The sequence below is a fragment of the Salinimicrobium marinum genome (genome assembly GCF_014651535.1).
Classification (GTDB): Bacteria; Bacteroidota; Bacteroidia; order Flavobacteriales; family Flavobacteriaceae; genus Salinimicrobium; species Salinimicrobium marinum.
The window spans coordinates 38894-56007 of record NZ_BMXB01000006.1 but is presented as its reverse complement, the minus strand read 5'-3'; the positions used below and the strand labels follow the sequence as shown (position 1 = coordinate 56007).

The window sequence follows — 17114 nt, the reverse complement described above, 5'->3', positions numbered from 1 at the left end:
CTGAACACTGAAAACATTCCGACCCACTACTGATTCCTGTGCGCCAGTACAATAGGTGGTTCACCATTAAAAGGATTATCCATCCTGCCTATGGTTTTTGCACCCAGACTTACTGCCCGCATCACGCTATGTTCTCCAAACCGGTTGCGCACCTTATCAATGGAATTGTATAAATTCAGCATTTGTTCAGAATCATCAAATAAATTGATCTGATAATTCCCGCCTACCAGTCCGCTGAACTTCACCCCAATCAGCCTGATCAAAAGTCGGCGGTTATAAAGCTGCCTGAAAAGCTCTTCCACCTTTGGGAGCAGAAGATGATCGGCGCTGGTATAAGGGACTTTAGCCTGCTTGGTGTACGTCTGATAATCTGAATACCTGATTTTCACACTCACATTGCATGTTAACTTGTTGCCGCGCCTTAACTGGTACGCCAGACTCTCGGTCATTGCGGTCAATGTAGTACGGAGTCGTACCATGTCTATCGTATCACGGCCAAATGTGCGTTCGTTAGAAATGGATTTGCGTTCGCGAAAAGGAATAATAGGTGAATAATCTATTCCATTGGCCCTTTTCCAGATCGTTCTTCCGTTTTTGCCCAGCACACTTTCCAGCATTTCCACCGGCATTTCCTGGAGTGTTCTTATCTCTCGTATTCCAAGATTTAATAGAGTTTGGAAAGTTTTGCTCCCAACCATAGGGATCCTGCTAACAGGGAGAGGTGCCAAAAAGGGCTTTTCGGTCCCCATTTGAATAACTTTTTCTGCATTGGGTTTTGCTACTCCGGTAGCAATTTTTGAAACTATTTTGTTTTGAGACAGTCCGAAGGAAATTGGCAATCCGCTTTCTTTGATAATGGTATTGCGAAGCTCTTTCGCAAATTGATTGATCCCAAAAAACCTATCCATCCCGCTGAGATCTGCATAAAATTCATCCACACTGGCTTTTTCAAAAGCAGGAACTTTACTTTTAATGATTTCGGTAATTTCATGGGAGTGCCTGGTGTAGGTACCGGCATTTCCTTTTATGACTATAGCCTGCGGACAAAGTTGACGTGCTACTTTCATAGCCATACCCGAATGCACCCCAAATTTGCGGGTTTCATAACTACAGGCTGCCACCACCCCACGATCTCCCATTCCTCCTACCAGTAGTGGTTTGTTCTCCAGTTCTGAATTAAGCTTACGCTCTACCGATACAAAAAACGCATCCAGATCAAGGTGTAAAATTGATTTCTCTTTCATAAATAGGAATTATTCCTTTTTATAGGAATTTTTCCAAATTTATAAAATAAGCTTTAGGTAGAAGAAAGAAAAGAGTTAAAAAAAAGAAACAGAAACATCAGAGAGCAAAAATAAAAAAGCAGCCCATATGGGCTGCCTAATTATTTAAGATTAGATAAAACTACTGAGGTATGCCCGCAGCACCACCTGTTTGAGTAACGGTAGCAGAATTTCCGGTTCCATTCTGTAATATGCTGCTATAATGAGATGAACCATTTTGGGTAACAAGAGTTTGATTATTAGTCCCCAATTGAGTATCGATGGCAAGGTTAGATGAACCCACCTGGAATATGTCACTGGTGTTTAAAGATCCTACCTGATAAGAATCTGCAGTGTTATCATCTCCACTTTGGTAATGGTAAATGTCATTGTCATCACCTGACTGATAACCAATAGCTACATTAGAAGAACCTTCCTGCCATTGTGAATTATAGTTATAATCTCCTGATTGCACAGCCTCTGCAATATTCCCTGAACCACCAAACTGATATTGATCAACAATGTTATCGTCTCCGTACTGCTCCGCATAAGCAGAATGATCATCCCCTTCCTGCACCTGGTCTATTTCATTATAAGAACCATCCTGAAAAGCAACGGCAGCATTCCCGTTACCTAACTGAGACTGAAAAGCGTAATTGTCTCCTCCAAAGTCATAAAGATTTTGTTCGACTAAGGCAGCATTTTCACTTCCCACCTGCTCCTGTTCTGCTGAGTTATTATCTTCTTCCATATAAGCCAATGCGGTGTTGTCATTTCCTTCCTGGTATTGTTCAATTTCACCATTACGAGAGGTAAACAAAGCTCCTCCCTGATAAGCCTCTGCGGTGTTATTATCTCCTACCTGAGTTACATAAGCCCAGTTTGATGAACCATTTTGAGACACAGAAGAAGAGTTACCATTTCCCTCCTGCCATACATCAGATTCATTTAAGCTACCTACCTGATCTACACTTATAATATTTCCGGTGCCATCCTGAAATGCCAGGGAACCATTAAAAGATCCCGATTGCATTATTGTGGCATCATTTCCTGTACCTGTTTGATCCACATCAGAGGTGTTGGACTCACCTGTTTGTTCAACCTCTGCCTGGTTAGAAGTACCTTCCTGAGACACCTCACTAACATTACTCTGGGCAAAAACTACTGCTCCACACATAAGCGCTGCTACGCTTAATACTACTTTTTTCATAAATTGATATATTTAAAATGGTTAATTAATTATGAATTTAAAAATGAGAAGCTTCTTTCCCTACTCACATTCTCTTCCCAATGCACGCTAAGGTATATAAAAAGATCACCCGTAAAATGCTGATTTTCAAACTTTCGATGAAGTGTAGGAAGAAAAAGATCGTTTTCTGTCGGAATCTCAGAAAAAGCCTACAGAAAGCAAGAAATGTTAAAAAAGACCAAATACCAACATTTTTCTTTCACTGTAAATTATTTCCTACACCACATCGCTACTTTCCCAGGTTATTGAATTTGATTTAAGAAAGAAACCAATGTAATTACCGCATTTAATTCAAAATCAAATTATGCCAAAACCATTCGTAATACTATCTTTGCGGCTTTAAATTCAGATTCAAATGAGGATTTCTTATAACTGGTTACAACAATTCATTCAACTAAAGCAGGACGCCGAAAAAACCGGAGAATTGCTCACAGACCTCGGGCTTGAAGTGGAGGGAATTGAAACTTTTCAGAGTGTAAAGGGAGGACTTGAAGGAGTAGTTGTTGGTCACGTGCTTTCTTGTGTACCGCATGAAAATGCAGACAGGTTAAAAGTTACAAAAGTAGATATTGGAAGAGAAAACCCTGTGCAAATTGTGTGTGGTGCGCCAAATGTCGCCGAAGGACAAAAAGTTCCGGTGGCTACTGTAGGAACTACTTTATATGATGAAAAAGGAGAAGCCTGGGAAATTAAAAAAAGTAAAATAAGAGGCGAAAGCAGCCACGGGATGATTTGTGCGGAAGATGAGCTGGGACTAGGAAAAAGCCATGACGGGATTATGGTGCTTAAAGATGACCTCAAACCCGGGACTTCCGTTTCAGAAATTTTTGAAGTAGAAAATGATCTGGTATTTGAGATTGGACTTACCCCAAACCGTGCAGATGCCATGAGCCACTGGGGAGTAGCCCGCGATCTAAAAGCGGGTTTTCAGCAACAGGGAGATACGCTGGAGTTAATCACCCCTTCTGTTAGCAGTTTTCACGTGGACAGCAGAAGCCTTAGAATTCCCGTAAAGATTAAAAATTCAGATCTGGTGCCCCGCTACTGCGGTGTTACTGTATCTGATATTAAAATAGCCGCATCTCCAAAATGGTTGCAAAACCGACTTAAAGCTATTGGGATCACTCCGAAGAATAATGTGGTAGATGTTACCAATTATGTAATGCATGAGCTGGGACAACCGCTTCATGCTTTTGATGCTGCAAAAATTACCGGAAATGAGATAAACGTAAAAACACTGCCTGCAGGAACCAAATTTGTCACTTTAGACGAAGTGGAAAGAGAACTGCATGAAGAGGACCTTATGATTTGTGACGCTGAAAAGCCCCTTGCATTAGCCGGAGTTTTTGGCGGACTTGGCAGCGGGGTAAGCGCTGACACTACTAGCATTTTTATTGAAAGTGCTTATTTTAACCCCGTAAGCGTACGAAAGTCAGCAAAAAGGCACGGTCTGAATACCGATGCCTCCTTTAGGTATGAAAGAGGAATAGACCCAAATATTACTGAATATGCTCTAAAACGGGCAGCGCTTTTGATCCAGGAATTTGCGGGTGGCACTGTGACCAGTGACATCGATGATTACTACTCGAACAAGATCGAAGACTTTCCTGTGTTCCTTACTTTCGATAAGATCAATACGCTAATAGGACAGAATTTATCTCAGGAAACTATCAAATCCATTCTCGCTTCCCTTGAAATTAGAGTTAACAATGTGACCGAAACAGGGATGGGACTTACTATTCCGCCTTACAGGGTGGATGTAAAACGGGAAGCAGATGTGATCGAAGAAATCCTTCGTGTATATGGATACAACAATATTGAATTTGGAGATAAACTGAATGCTTCTGTGGCTAATTCTTCCAAATTTGATGATTATAAAATTCAGAATGTTATAGCGAACCAGTTAACTGGACAGGGCTTTTTTGAAACCATGGCCAATTCTCTTACCACACCTGCCTACACGAAATTAAGTGAGCAGTTAAAAGAAGAGTACAACGTAACCATGCTGAATCCTTTGAGTCAGGATTTGTCGGTTTTACGGCAATCTCTGTTGTTTTCGGGATTGGAGGCTGTTAGTTATAACCTCAACAGAAAACGCAGCGACCTGAAGCTATTTGAATTCGGAAAAACCTATCACAACTTTGAAGGCGGAAAAACAGAAACCAAGCATCTTACGCTATTTGTTTCCGGAAACCGCTCTGCAGAAAGCTGGAGCAATCCGCTTCAAAAAGGGGATTTCTTCTATCTTAAAGGTGTAACAACTTCAGTGTTGGAGAGACTGGGGATTTCAGATCTTAAATCCGGCCCTGTAAAAAATGATATCTTTTCTGAAGGAATTTCTTTCAGTTCCGGTAAAATCAAACTTGTTGAATTCGGAATCGTAAAAAAGAAGATCCTGAAAGAATTCGGAATCAATCAGGAGGTTCTCTTTGCCGATTTTCAATGGGAGCAAGTGCTGCAAACAGCAAAAAATCAAAAAAGGGAGTTTACCTCAATTTCAAAATTTCAGGCGGTAAGAAGGGATTTTGCGCTGTTACTGGATTCTTCAGTTAAATTTGAAGACATTTACACTATTGCAAGTCAAACCGAGAAAAAGTTCCTGAAAGGAATTAATCTTTTCGACGTTTATGAAGGAAAAAATCTTCCGGAGGGAAAGAAAAGTTACGCCGTGAGTTTCACCATTCAGGATGAACACAAAACCCTTACCGATAAGCAAGTTGACAAGATCATGAGCAAGCTGCAACAAAATTTTGAAAAGCAACTCGGAGCCGAATTGAGATAAGGGAATCATCACTGGTTACCGTAAAAAAAAGAGGCTGTCTAAAAAACATTTAGGCAGCCTCTTTCATTATTTGTAATGTGACCTATTGGGGATATTGCTCAAAAATAGCATCAATATAGGATCTTAGCTCTCCATCAAGATTTGCAGGATCCACTACATCATTTGCTTTTCCACGCCAAACGATCTCATTGGTCCGGCGGTCTATAAGGTCAATAACAATAGTTCCCTCTCTATATGGTATTTGTTCAATTCCTGTACCGGCCACACGTGGTACGGTAAAATAGTTATTATAGGCATAATTACGGTAATAAGGACCTACATAATAACCCGGTCTGTAATAGCTGTAGTTGGTATAAACCGGAGATGCATTCACTGCCATCTCTTCATCAAACATAAGGTGGTAATACACCAGCAGGTCGGGTTGATTTCTTTCCAGCCTGTAATTTTCCTCCTTCATATTTTGATTGATCTCGTCAATCACTATTTCATTCACATAAGCGTTGTCATAATCGCTGTTCTTTATGGTATCCTGGTTTGGTAAAAAGGAATAACTGGAATAATTGCTCAAATCCCTGCTGGTCTTCTTATCAGTGTCCACCTTTGGGCCACAACCAATAAGTAAGAGGGTAAAGATAAAACTTAACCCAAAAAAATAATTTTTAATCTTCATTTGTTTTCGTGTTTTAATTATACATTTTTAATTTAAACATTTCTCCACTAATGACTCTTATCGCCCCCTCAGTTTAATTAGATTTTAACCTAAAAATCAACAAATTAACCTTTCCTTTAAGTTAAAGCATTTTGCTTGTTCTGTCCCATTTCCTTATTTTTAAAACCTGATTAAAGCCAAAGATGATGTTGTTAGAAAAAATCAACCTGCAGCGGGAGCTAGAGAAATATCGGAAAAAAGACATTTCTGAAGAAGATATCCTGGAACAGGTAAAATACTTTTTACAAGCTGAAGAAGACAAAGAAAGGGAAATCATGGAGAGAATTCACCAAGGTGGTTTTTCTGAAGGAAATGGTTTTGATCCCAATCTCCTTATCCCGGGAAAGGTTTTCCACATTTCTCATATTAAAAATATTTGTGTGAATTACCGCCTGCGGTTTTTGGACACCAAATATTTTAAGGCCGGTTTTCCGCCGGAAGCTTTGTCGGAAATAAAAGACCTTGAAAAAATACACAATACCCCTCTTCACGGATTTCAAATAGTAGCTCCTTCAAAAAACTTCAGGCTCAAAAATGCAGATGACCCTCTTCTTTTTGCGCCTATAGGCAATGGGTATTACTATCTCATCCATAAATGGGGAAATGACCTTAATCCATTTCGGAAAATATTGATGTGGCCTTTGAAAAATATTGAAAACCTGCTTGTTTTTACCGTCATCTTCAGCTTTTCACTCACTTTTCTTCTTAGAGCTGTTTTCTTCTCTCATTACCAGGCAACTTCAGAATTTATTATGCTTTTTCTATTTTCCTTCAAATCTATGGTTGGCCTGATGATATTCTATGGAGTCGCTCTGGGGAAAAATTTTAGTTCAGGAATCTGGAACAGCAAATATTTTAATGGCTGAAATATGTTAAACCTTAATTAAAGGAAAAGGAAGATTTGCCTTCTATTGTTAACTTTCGTAGTTAAAGATACAAACATGGATATAGAAGAAAATTTTAAGCGGGTTTATACAGGTTCTGAAGTAAATGTTCAATATCTGCAAGAGCTTTTTGAGAAAGAAAATATATCGTCACGGGTAAGAAATGATTTTGACTCCGGATTACGTGCCGGATTCGGTGGCGGACTTCCCGGACAGGTACTTTTATTTGCCGATTCTGAACATTTTGAAAAAGCCCGAAAAATAGTAGAGGAAACCTTTCCGGAAGAAAATGAAAAAGAATAGGTTTACACTTCTTATGAATGACAGGAATCCTCCAAAAAAAAGAAACTATTTCAACCTGATTATTGGGCTGGCTTTTTCTGGTTATGGTTCCTACAGAATTTTCACGTACTACAACGGAGCCGAATATTCCAACTTCCGGCTAATCATTGCCATAGGTTTTATCACTCTTGGAGCTGTAGACCTGTACAAATTTTTTAGGCCCGGAAATTAAAAAAGAGGCTGATTAAAAAGCTTTCAAATCGTCATTCTGAATTTATCTCAGAATCTTTTAGTCTGTTTTTCCAGATTTTAAGAACCTGAAACACATTCTGGTTGACGTAAAAGTGCTTTTTAGACAGCCACTTTTGGATATATTTAGAAATATTCTCTCTACTCTACATTACCTTACCGGCGTACATCTTCTCTCGCTGCTCTTTTATCTTCTTATCGCTCATATACTCATCAAAGCTCAGGTAACGGTCTATTGCACCGCCCGGAGTAAGTTCAATTACACGGTTTGCTACCGTCTGAGCAAATTCATGGTCATGGGTGGTAAAAAGTATGGTTCCCTTAAAATTCTTCAGGGAGTTGTTGAAAGCTGTAATAGATTCAAGATCCAGGTGGTTGGTGGGCTCATCAAGCATCAGTACATTGGCCCTCATCATCATCATTCGACTTAACATACATCGCACTTTTTCACCTCCCGAAAGTACATTGGAAGTTTTTAATGCTTCTTCTCCACTAAAGATCATCTTTCCTAGAAAGCCTCTTATATAAACTTCTTCCCGCTCCTCTTCTGTCTTTGCCCATTGTCTAAGCCAATCTACAAGCGTAAACTCATTATCAAAAAAGGCTGAATTATCGAGTGGCAAATAGGATTGATTGGTAGTTACTCCCCATTCAAATTTACCTGCCACAGGTTTCTCATTGCTATTAAGTATTTCATAAAAAGCAGTGGTAGCACGTGAATCTTTGGAATACACCACTACCTTGTCTCCCTTTGCAAGGTTAATATTCACTCCTTTAAACAAAGTTTCTCCTTCAATGGAAGCCTCAAGATTTTCTACATTCAGAATCTGGTCCCCGGCCTCTCTTTCCCTTTCAAAAATAATGGCAGGATATCTTCGGCTGGAAGGTCTAATATCATCAATATTCAGCTTTTCAATCATCTTTTTACGAGAAGTAGCCTGTTTGGATTTAGCTACGTTGGCACTAAACCTTCTGATGAATTCTTCAAGCTCCTTTTTCTTTTCTTCAGCTTTTTTGTTCTGCTGTGAACGTTGACGTGCTGCCAATTGAGACGATTCGTACCAAAACGTGTAGTTACCACTGTAATGGTTTATTTTTCCGAAGTCAATATCCGAAATATGAGTACAAACCGAATCCAGGAAGTGACGGTCGTGAGAAACCACAATTACTGTGTTTTCATAGTTCGCCAGGAAGTTCTCCAACCAGGTAATTGTTTCATAATCCAGGTCGTTGGTTGGCTCATCCATAATAAGCACATCGGGATTCCCGAAAAGCGCCTGGGCAAGCAGTACCCTTACCTTGAGCTTATTGTCGAGATCTCCCATTAAAGTATAATGGTTATCTTCTTTTATCCCCAGGTTGGAAAGCAGTGCCGCAGCTTCACTGTCTGCATTCCAGCCGTTCATTTCTTCAAATTCAACCTGTAAAACACCCACTCTTTCCCCATCGGCATCGTTAAAGTCCTCCTTGGCGTAGATCTCATCCATTTCTTTCTTGATCTCATAAAGGGGCTTATTTCCCATTATGACAGTTTCAAGAACATTGTATTCATCGTATAAATTGTGGTTTTGCTCCAAAACCGACATACGTTTTCCCGGCTCCAGGTGAACGTGTCCTGAAGTAGGATCGGACTTTCCACTAATAATATTCAAGAAAGTTGATTTCCCTGCTCCGTTGGCACCTATAACTCCGTAGATATTCCCCTGAGTAAAGGTGGTATTAACTTCATCAAACAATACTCTCTTACCAAATTGTACTGATAGATTTGAAACTGATAGCATAGTATATTTTATAATTTTTGCAAAAGTAGCCATTTAACGCAAAATCCTGAAACATTAACTTTTATAAATTTCTTTTTAACTCATGCTTAACAATACAGGACGGTCTCTAAACCTACATTTGCTGTTGCATTAAAATATACCCCCAACTGATTTTTCCGTGTATCATCTAAGAATTTATTTGTTACTTCTTCTTACAGTAATACTTACTGCAACAGGCTGTAATGAAAATAAAGAAAAAGAAAAAGACGCTTTTGTGGGTGGACAGGTCGTCAATCCAACCTCAAATAATGTGATCATTTTAAAGGATAATGTTCCTTTAGATACCATTCCACTCGACAAAAGAAAACGCTTTAGCTACACTGTAAAAAATGCCGAGACCGGATTGTATGTTTTTAAACACAATCCACACAGCCAGACATTTTTTCTTCAGCCCGGAGACAGTTTGCTTATCAGGGCAAATTCCATTGACTTTGATGAATCTCTTCATTTTAGCGGCACCGGAAGCGAGAAGAACAACCTGTTGATTCAAACCTTTCTTGAAACCGAAAACAACATAGATCTTGTATTATCCTACTATAAAATTACTCCTGAAGAATTTAAAACTAAAACAGATTCTATAAAATGCCAGCAACTGGATCTTTTAAAACATTCCGACAGGAAAAACAAGTTCTCTAAAGAATTTCTCGAATTTGCCGAAAAATCGATCCTATATGATTCTTATGATCTAAAGGAGCGTTATACTTACATGGTAAATAAATATTACAAGAAATTCTCCAGACAAATGCCTGCCGATTTCCACGGCTACAGAAAGGAAGTAAACTTTAACGACGGGATGCTGCAAACCTGTACGAATTACATCAGATTTATTGAAAATTACCTGATAAATATGGCCATGGCGGAATGCGCTGTGGCAAACAAAGACCATAACGATTGTTATGATCTTTACGACCATGGCAATATCACCTCCCGTATAAATATTATTGACACCCTTACCAATCTTCCCCTGGTGAAGGAACATTTCTACTCAAAGTTTGGTGCTCTTGGTATCATCATGGCAAAAGAGCGCCAGGAAATTGTCAATATTCTTGATTTACTGAAAGAAAAAAGTTATCCCGAAGAAATGCTGGAAAAAATGGTGCAGACGGGTAATTTACAGCTGGCATATCTTCCGGGAATGAATGTGACTGATATTACAATCTTAAATACCTCCGGAGAAGAAAAGAAGTACAGCCAAATCACTTCTAAACCTAGCATTATTTTCCTCTGGTCCATTTATTCCCCTCAAAATCATAAAAAAAACCATCGTAAGATGGCCGAGCTGAGAAAAAGATATCCGGAAATTGATTTTATAGGAGTAAATATTGATACAGGGGAATATGATAAGTGGATTAGCACTATAGGTGAATCTGGTTACGAAAAGAAATACGAATTTCAGCTGAACTACAACCTGGAGAAAGATATCTTTCAGAATTACCTGAACAAAAGCCTTTTCATTGACAAGAACAATGTAGTTGTAACAGGGGATGCTTTCATTCATTCTCCCGATTTCGAATCCAGGATCGTAGAATTCCTGAATCAATAAAAAAACCCGAAATTTTACTTCCGGGTTTTCTTCCTTAACTTTTATAAGTAGAAACTAATTGTTTCCTTTCTGGTGATCTGAAAGGAATTTTTCAAGACCAATATCGGTTAACGGGTGATTAAGCAATCCTGTAATAGAAGATAAAGGACCGGTCATCACATCTGCACCAATCTTAGCACAGTCAATTACGTGCATAGTGTGTCTTATAGAAGCCGCAAGAATCTCGGTTTCAAAACCATAGTTATCATAGATCAGTCTTATTTCAGCAATAAGGTTAAGTCCGTCTGTAGAAATATCATCAAGTCTTCCAAGGAAAGGAGATACATAGGTCGCACCGGCTTTTGCAGCCAATAATGCCTGTCCCGCAGAGAATACTAATGTACAGTTGGTTTTAATCCCTTTATCGCTAAAATATTTAATTGCCTTAATACCTTCTTTGATCATTGGAACTTTCACAATAATCTGGTCGTGAAGTTTCGCAAGCTCCTCCCCTTCTTTTACTATTTCATCAAAAGTGGTGGCAATAACCTCTGCACTTACATCACCGGTTACGATCTCACAAATCTTTTTATAATGCTCCAGGATGTTCTCTTTTCCTGTAATTCCTTCTTTTGCCATTAAAGATGGATTGGTAGTCACCCCATCAAGAACACCTAATTCCTGAGCTTCTCTAATTTGCTCAAGGTTTGCAGTATCAATAAAAAATTTCATATTTATATAGTTTTAGTTGTTTAAAAGAGAACCCTTTAATAAGATTTGATTCCATTTCTGCAAATCTACAATTTATAATGTTTAAGAAGTAATCTCTCATACATTTTATCGGGCAGAATTCGTTTAAGCGCAATAGAAAATTTCTGCATTGCGTCTCCTACTTTATAATGCCCCCTGGGTTGTTTTGTAATAATAATGCGATAAATAGCCTCTGCCATTATGGTAGGGCTCTCCCCTTCATCCACATGCTGGTTCATTAATTTAAGCGTATTCCCATAAGGTCTTTTATAAGGACTGTCTTCTAAAACCGGTGCGTGATATCTACCGGCGGCTATATTGGTGGCGAAATCGCCCGGAGCCACATTGGTCATGTGAATATTGAAATCTCTCAGTTCCATTCTAAAAGCTTCGGTAGTTAATTCGAGCGCACCTTTAGAAGCGGAATAAATTCCGCGGTAAGGAAGCCCCATGTAACCGGCAATAGAGGTGATGTTAATGATGAGTCCACCGTTGTTTTTTCGCATTTCCGGCAGAACAGCTTTGATGACATTGAGAGGTCCGAAATAGTTGGTATCAAACGCTTTTTTGATCTCTTCATCGGGAGTTTCCTCAATAGGGCCTGTAATTCCCACGCCGGCATTATTAATAAGAATATCAATTTTGCCTGCTTCTGAAATTACTTTTGAAACAGCTGTTGTAATAGTGTCTTTTTTGGTAACATCCAGTGCAACCAGCGGAAATTTACTGTCTGATTGTTTCGCCGGATTTCTACTGGTACCAAATACCCTAAAATTTTTTGTGAGAAGGTGTTCTGCGATAGCTTTTCCAATGCCGGAAGAAGCGCCTGTGATGAGTACTACTTTTGCAGCAGTTTGTTTTTCCATATCCTGCAAAGATGCGATTAAATTTAGATACCGGAAACAAAAAATGGCAAGCGACCCACATCACACCGCTACGACCACTTACCCTTGCTGCGTTCCCGCCCTGGGGGATTCAGCAGGAGCTGGTTGTGTGGGACTTGCCGGTGCAAATATACAACCTTTCATACTTTTTGCAAGTATTTTTTAAACCGAATTAAATAATTTATCTTGCTTAGAAATTGATATAAAAAATGAAAATACACAACTGCCTGTTGTTGTTCTTTTTAGGAACCGCCCTCTTCTCCTGCGGAGATAAATCAGGTGAAAAAACTTCCGATTTTAGTCTGAATTTTAACAGTCAAAACCGCGAATTTCAGCTTGGAGATGCCATTCAGGTGAACTTTGAAAACAAAAAAGAACGCACAGTAGATTCGGTTATTTATTACCTTCAGGGGAAACGTCTCCAAAAAGCTTCTTCCGAAGAAACTTTTAACCACACGTTCCAGAATGAAAAACTGGGGAAATGGAATCTTACTGCCAGCGTATATTCCGAAGGAGAACAGGAAGAAATTCAGGAGGAATTTACACTTTACAACAATGAACCCCCTTCTTCCTACACTTACCGCATCATTGCGACCTATCCCCATTCACCCGATGCGTATACTCAGGGGCTGGAATTCCACAACGACACTTTATACGAAAGCACGGGACAATACGGAAATTCCTCTCTCCGGAAAGTAGACCTGCAAACCGGAAATATCCTGGACTCAAAAGAGCTGGACAGATCGTATTTTGCGGAAGGACTGACCATACTTGACGGAAAAATCTATCAACTGACCTGGAAAGAAGGAGAAGGTTTTATCTATGATGCCAATACCCTGGAAAAAACAGGAAGTTTTGCTTACAATCAGAGTAAAGAAGGCTGGGGACTGGCCAATGACGGGGAAAAACTTTATAAAAGTGACGGTACAGAAAAGATCTGGATCCTGAATCCTGAAACGCTTCGGGAAGAGGATTTCATACAAACTGTTACCCACAGGACGATCTCCACGCAGTTAAATGAACTGGAATATATCAACGGAAAAATCTATGCCAACACCTATCAAAAAGATGGGGTAGCTATTATAAATCCGGAAAACGGAGCGATCGAGGGTCTTATTAATTTCAAAGGCTTACGGGACAACCTCACAAACGTGGATGATCTTGATCCTGTAAATGACGTTCTCAATGGGATCGCCTATAACCAAAACACCAACAAAATCTATGTTACCGGAAAAAACTGGGACAAATTATTTGAGGTTGAAATTGTAAAAAGATGAAAAAGAAAAATATCCCCGCAGAAACATATAGCCATAAAAGGACAGTTTCTAAAGATGACCTGGATGAATTTGAACACGTAAACAATGTACGTTACGTACAATGGATACAGGATATCGCAAAAGAACACTGGGAAGTGCGTGCCACCGAAAAGCTAAAAAAAGAGTTTTTCTGGGTAGTGATTCGACATGAGATCGACTACAAAAAACAGGCTTTTCTGGGAGATGAACTTTCGATCGAAACCTTTGTAGGTGACACCACGTTTGTAACTTCCGAAAGATTTGTGAACATAAAAAATGCCGAATCGGGCGAAGTTTTGGTGGCCGCAAAATCCAACTGGTGCCTGTTAGATACCAGCACGAAAAAACCTACCAAAATAACTGAAGAACTCAGCAACGTCTTTCACAAACAATGAAATGGCGGGGTCTCCTGTGGCTTTTTTTGATCCCGGTACTGTGGAGTTCCTGCAGATCTGATTTCGAAACTATTGAAAGCTCCGGAAATCTTGAATTCTCTAAAGACACCGTTTACCTCGATACCGTATTTTCAAATATTGGTTCTGCGACTTACAGCCTAAAGGTGTATAACCGCACTAATGAAGATCTTTTGATCCCGAAAATCCGGTTGAGCCTGGGGGAAACCTCCGGCTATCGGTTGAATGTAGATGGCTTGTCCGGAAAATCTTTTGAAGATATTGAGATCCTCGCGAAGGACAGCCTCTATGTTTTTATTGAAACCACGGTGGATTTTCAGGAATTAAATACTGCTGAAAATCAGTTTTTATATTCAGATGCCATTGAATTTTCTTCGGAAGTGCACCAGCAAAAGATTCCTCTTATCACCCTGGTTAAAGATGCTGTTTTCCTTTACCCAACAAAGGATTCAGAAGGAATTATTGAGACTATTGATTTAGGAAGAGATCCTGCCGGAGAAGAAGTCAGCATCCAGGGCTTTTTCCTTGAAGACGAAGAACTCCGGTTCACCCATGAAAAACCTTATGTGATCTACGGATATGCTGCGGTACCACCCAATAAAGTTTTGGAGATCGAAGCCGGTGCAAGAATTCATTTTCACGCTAACAGCGGAATCATTATTTCTGAAGGAGCCGCTATACAGGCAAAAGGCGAAGCCAACACAGATCCAGGTACTACGGAAAAACAAATCATTTTTGAAGGTGACCGCCTGCAGCCTGAGTTTAATAATATTCCGGGCCAGTGGGGCACGATCTGGTTTCGAGAAGCAGGCGGAAACAGCTTTTTGAACCACACCATCATTAGAAATGCTACGGTAGGACTATTATTAGATAACAAAGACGAAGAACCTTCCTCTCCTCTACTTATTGCTAACACTCAAATCTACAATTCTTCCACCAGCGGAATCCTTGCCAGAAATGCGAACATTGTGGGTGAAAACCTGGTGATCAACAACAGCGGACAGGCTTCTTTACACCTGGCTTTGGGAGGAAGTTACCGCTTTAAACATTCCACTTTTGCCAACTACTGGAACAACGGCTACCGGAATTATCCTGCAGTTTACATTTCCAACGCCTGGCAGACACCAGAACAAACCTCTTATAAAGAATCCCTAAAAGCACATTTTTCGAACTGTATTATTTATGGAAATCAAACTCAGGAACTGCTGATTAATCTCCAGGAAGCGCCCGAAGCTAGTTTAAGCTTTGATCACTGCCTCCTGAGATCTGGTGCTGCTGTTTTCTCAGATCTTGCCGAATTCGATAATGTCATTTTCTATGAGGATCCGCTTTTCCGGAATCCGGCTCAGAATGATCTGCAGCTTTCAGAAGAATCGCCGGCAAGAAATATGGGGAATCCTGCAACGGCCCTGGAAGTTCCGCGGGATATCCTTAAGGTTAACCGAGCTCTTCAGCCAGACATTGGGGCTTACGAATGGACACCTTCAGAAGAAAGTGAAGATAATGAAGGGGAATAGCATCGCCCCCCAAGAATCTTTAGGCAGCATTTAAAACAAAAAAAAAGACTGTCTAAAAAGCTCTATTCAGACAGTCTTTATTACTTTAAGGAAAATTTCAATTTACATTTTCCTATATCTAAAATCTGAAATTAAGCATTAAAAAGCGGCCTTTCTTTCATCATGGAAATCACTTCTTTTTTAACTGCTTCCAGTTCTTCTTCATTTTCAGCATTGGTGATTGCTCTGTCCATAAGCTCAACGATTTTAGCCATATCACTTTCTACAAGTCCGCGGGTAGTAACAGCCGGAGTCCCGATCCTGATTCCCGAGGTTACAAACGGAGATTTATCATCAAACGGCACCATGTTCTTGTTTACAGTGATATCTGCTTTTCCCAACGCCTCTTCAGCTTCTTTTCCGGAGATATTTTTATTCCGAAGATCGATCAACATCATATGGTTATCTGTTCCGCCGGAAATAACGTGATAATCCTTTTTCAGAAATGCAGCGGCCATTGCTTTTGCATTTTTTTTCACCTGTACCGTATAGTGCAGGAATTCATCTGTAAGAGCTTCACCAAAAGCCACTGCTTTTGCCGCAATGATGTGCTCCAATGGCCCACCCTGATTTCCTGGGAACACTCCGCTATCCAGCAATGAAGACATTTTCTTCAGATTTCCGTTCTTGAGTTTTTGTCCAAATGGATTATCAAAGTCTTTCCCCATAAGGATAAGTCCGCCTCTTGGACCTCTTAAGGTTTTATGAGTAGTAGTCGTAACAATATGACAATGCGGAATTGGATCTCCTAAAAGTCCTTTGGCGATCAATCCTGCAGGGTGAGAAATATCTGCCATCAAAATAGCACCCACTTTGTCGGCTATTTCACGCATTCTTTTATAATCAAATTCTTGTGAATAAGCAGAAGCCCCGGCTATGATCATTTTCGGCTTTTCTTCCACAGCCACTTTTTCCATGGCATCATAATCGATAAGGCCGCTTTCTTTTTCCACTCCATAAAACACAGGATCGTATAATTTTCCGGAGAAATTAACCGGAGAACCGTGGGTTAAATGTCCGCCATGAGAAAGGTCAAATCCGAGGATTTTATCTCCCGGCGTTAAACAAGCGTGATAAACAGCGGTATTGGCCTGCGAACCTGAATGTGGCTGCACGTTTGCATATTCGGCTCCAAAAAGTTCTTTTGCCCGGTCAATAGCCAGTTGTTCCACCTGGTCAACCACATCACAACCTCCGTAATAGCGTTTGCCCGGATAGCCTTCGGCATATTTATTAGTAAGCACAGATCCTGCTGCTTCCAGCACCTGCTCACTTACGAAATTTTCACTCGCAATTAACTCTAAGCCATTTAGTTGCCTCTCTTTTTCAGCTTCGATTAGATCAAAAATTTGTTTATCCCGTTGCATAAGATTTTTTTTCGTTAAATATTCCTCAAAAATAGCAAATACATTCGGTTCTTACAGGGAAAATAATATATTTGGTTCGAATTCATTTTA

The 17114-nt window shown here is 39.9% G+C and carries 15 protein-coding genes and 1 other RNA gene; 8 read left to right on the top strand and 8 right to left on the bottom strand.

From position 1 onward, the window contains the following. Positions 1-26: 26 nt before the first annotated feature. Together dinB and IE056_RS09375 are read right to left on the bottom strand one after the other, a co-directional pair. The gene (gene dinB / locus IE056_RS09380; protein ID WP_189604455.1) at positions 27-1244 is read right to left on the bottom strand and encodes a DNA polymerase IV; all 1218 of its coding nucleotides are present in this window, start codon (positions 1242-1244) and stop codon (positions 27-29) included. Between the two features lie 160 nt (positions 1245-1404). Next, positions 1405-2472, bottom strand: coding sequence for a hypothetical protein (locus IE056_RS09375; RefSeq protein WP_189604454.1), 1068 nt, complete (start codon positions 2470-2472; stop codon positions 1405-1407). 394 nt (positions 2473-2866) lie between these two features. On the opposite strand from IE056_RS09375, the gene pheT reads away from it, so the two are divergent. Then, on the top strand, positions 2867-5293 hold the full coding sequence (pheT, locus tag IE056_RS09370) for a phenylalanine--tRNA ligase subunit beta (RefSeq protein WP_189604453.1): 2427 nt from the start codon (positions 2867-2869) through the stop codon (positions 5291-5293). Positions 5294-5375: 82 nt separating this feature from the next. On the opposite strand, the gene IE056_RS09365 is transcribed toward pheT, so the two are convergent. After that, complete coding sequence (locus IE056_RS09365) at positions 5376-5963, bottom strand: DUF4136 domain-containing protein (RefSeq protein ID WP_189604452.1); 588 nt, start codon at positions 5961-5963, stop codon at positions 5376-5378. A 185-nt stretch (positions 5964-6148) separates the two neighbouring features. On the opposite strand from IE056_RS09365, the gene IE056_RS09360 reads away from it, so the two are divergent. The 3 genes from IE056_RS09360 (at position 6149) to IE056_RS09350 (ending at position 7400) form a co-directional block, all read left to right on the top strand. Next, positions 6149-6868: a hypothetical protein gene (locus tag IE056_RS09360; RefSeq protein WP_189604451.1), complete on the top strand. Its 720-nt coding sequence runs from the start codon at positions 6149-6151 to the stop codon at positions 6866-6868. 75 nt (positions 6869-6943) lie between these two features. After that, positions 6944-7189 (top strand): putative signal transducing protein, encoded by a 246-nt coding sequence (locus IE056_RS09355; RefSeq protein WP_189604450.1) that lies wholly within the window; start codon positions 6944-6946, stop codon positions 7187-7189. Then, positions 7176-7400 (top strand): hypothetical protein, encoded by a 225-nt coding sequence (locus IE056_RS09350; RefSeq protein WP_189604449.1) that lies wholly within the window; start codon positions 7176-7178, stop codon positions 7398-7400. Before IE056_RS09355 ends, IE056_RS09350 begins: the two co-directional genes overlap by 14 nt. Before the next feature lie 163 nt (positions 7401-7563). On the opposite strand, the gene IE056_RS09345 is transcribed toward IE056_RS09350, so the two are convergent. Further along, positions 7564-9198 (bottom strand): ABC-F family ATP-binding cassette domain-containing protein, encoded by a 1635-nt coding sequence (locus IE056_RS09345; RefSeq protein ID WP_189604448.1) that lies wholly within the window; start codon positions 9196-9198, stop codon positions 7564-7566. A gap of 178 nt (positions 9199-9376) precedes the next feature. Here IE056_RS09345 and IE056_RS09340 point away from each other — a divergent pair, with 178 nt between their 5' ends. Next, on the top strand, positions 9377-10780 hold the full coding sequence (locus tag IE056_RS09340) for a TlpA family protein disulfide reductase (RefSeq protein ID WP_189604447.1): 1404 nt from the start codon (positions 9377-9379) through the stop codon (positions 10778-10780). Positions 10781-10834: 54 nt separating this feature from the next. Here IE056_RS09340 and fsa read toward each other — a convergent pair whose 3' ends face one another. The 3 genes from fsa to ffs all read right to left on the bottom strand — a co-directional run bounded on the left by fsa (position 10835) and on the right by ffs (position 12515). Beyond that, on the bottom strand, positions 10835-11491 hold the full coding sequence (gene fsa / locus IE056_RS09335; RefSeq protein ID WP_189604446.1) for a fructose-6-phosphate aldolase: 657 nt from the start codon (positions 11489-11491) through the stop codon (positions 10835-10837). Between the two features lie 65 nt (positions 11492-11556). After that, positions 11557-12375 (bottom strand): SDR family oxidoreductase, encoded by an 819-nt coding sequence (locus tag IE056_RS09330; protein ID WP_189604445.1) that lies wholly within the window; start codon positions 12373-12375, stop codon positions 11557-11559. Positions 12376-12416: 41 nt separating this feature from the next. Then, positions 12417-12515, bottom strand: an RNA gene (ffs, locus tag IE056_RS09325) — signal recognition particle sRNA small type. An 87-nt stretch (positions 12516-12602) separates the two neighbouring features. Here ffs and IE056_RS09320 point away from each other — a divergent pair. Genes IE056_RS09320 through IE056_RS09310 form a run of 3 tightly spaced genes read left to right on the top strand, consistent with a single transcriptional unit; the run spans position 12603 to position 15618 of the window. Then, positions 12603-13670 (top strand): glutaminyl-peptide cyclotransferase, encoded by a 1068-nt coding sequence (locus IE056_RS09320; RefSeq protein ID WP_189604444.1) that lies wholly within the window; start codon positions 12603-12605, stop codon positions 13668-13670. Next, positions 13667-14083 carry an acyl-CoA thioesterase gene (locus tag IE056_RS09315; protein ID WP_189604443.1) on the top strand — a complete coding sequence of 139 codons (417 nt, stop codon included), beginning with the start codon at positions 13667-13669 and terminating at the stop codon, positions 14081-14083. The genes IE056_RS09320 and IE056_RS09315 overlap by 4 nt, the downstream gene beginning before the upstream one ends. Then, positions 14080-15618, top strand: a complete 1539-nt coding sequence (locus tag IE056_RS09310) for a right-handed parallel beta-helix repeat-containing protein (RefSeq protein ID WP_189604442.1) — start codon at positions 14080-14082, stop codon at positions 15616-15618. Before IE056_RS09315 ends, IE056_RS09310 begins: the two co-directional genes overlap by 4 nt. A 131-nt stretch (positions 15619-15749) precedes the next feature. On the opposite strand, the gene glyA is transcribed toward IE056_RS09310, so the two are convergent. Then, positions 15750-17024, bottom strand: coding sequence for a serine hydroxymethyltransferase (gene glyA, locus IE056_RS09305; protein ID WP_189604441.1), 1275 nt, complete (start codon positions 17022-17024; stop codon positions 15750-15752). Positions 17025-17114 lie beyond the last annotated feature (90 nt).

What these genes read in the sequence shown, in the direction of transcription:
- fsa (WP_189604446.1), bottom strand. Translation starts at nt 11,491, where the DNA reads ATGAAATTTTTTATTGATACTGCAAACCTTGAGCAAATTAGAGAAGCT.
- IE056_RS09365 (WP_189604452.1), bottom strand. Translation starts at nt 5,963, where the DNA reads ATGAAGATTAAAAATTATTTTTTTGGGTTAAGTTTTATCTTTACCCTC.
- IE056_RS09375 (WP_189604454.1), bottom strand. Translation starts at nt 2,472, where the DNA reads ATGAAAAAAGTAGTATTAAGCGTAGCAGCGCTTATGTGTGGAGCAGTA.
- glyA (WP_189604441.1), bottom strand. Translation starts at nt 17,024, where the DNA reads ATGCAACGGGATAAACAAATTTTTGATCTAATCGAAGCTGAAAAAGAG.
- IE056_RS09315 (WP_189604443.1), top strand. Translation starts at nt 13,667, where the DNA reads ATGAAAAAGAAAAATATCCCCGCAGAAACATATAGCCATAAAAGGACA.
- IE056_RS09350 (WP_189604449.1), top strand. Translation starts at nt 7,176, where the DNA reads ATGAAAAAGAATAGGTTTACACTTCTTATGAATGACAGGAATCCTCCA.
- IE056_RS09330 (WP_189604445.1), bottom strand. Translation starts at nt 12,375, where the DNA reads ATGGAAAAACAAACTGCTGCAAAAGTAGTACTCATCACAGGCGCTTCT.
- IE056_RS09360 (WP_189604451.1), top strand. Translation starts at nt 6,149, where the DNA reads ATGTTGTTAGAAAAAATCAACCTGCAGCGGGAGCTAGAGAAATATCGG.
- pheT (WP_189604453.1), top strand. Translation starts at nt 2,867, where the DNA reads ATGAGGATTTCTTATAACTGGTTACAACAATTCATTCAACTAAAGCAG.
- IE056_RS09320 (WP_189604444.1), top strand. Translation starts at nt 12,603, where the DNA reads ATGAAAATACACAACTGCCTGTTGTTGTTCTTTTTAGGAACCGCCCTC.
- IE056_RS09310 (WP_189604442.1), top strand. Translation starts at nt 14,080, where the DNA reads ATGAAATGGCGGGGTCTCCTGTGGCTTTTTTTGATCCCGGTACTGTGG.
- IE056_RS09345 (WP_189604448.1), bottom strand. Translation starts at nt 9,198, where the DNA reads ATGCTATCAGTTTCAAATCTATCAGTACAATTTGGTAAGAGAGTATTG.
- IE056_RS09355 (WP_189604450.1), top strand. Translation starts at nt 6,944, where the DNA reads ATGGATATAGAAGAAAATTTTAAGCGGGTTTATACAGGTTCTGAAGTA.
- dinB (WP_189604455.1), bottom strand. Translation starts at nt 1,244, where the DNA reads ATGAAAGAGAAATCAATTTTACACCTTGATCTGGATGCGTTTTTTGTA.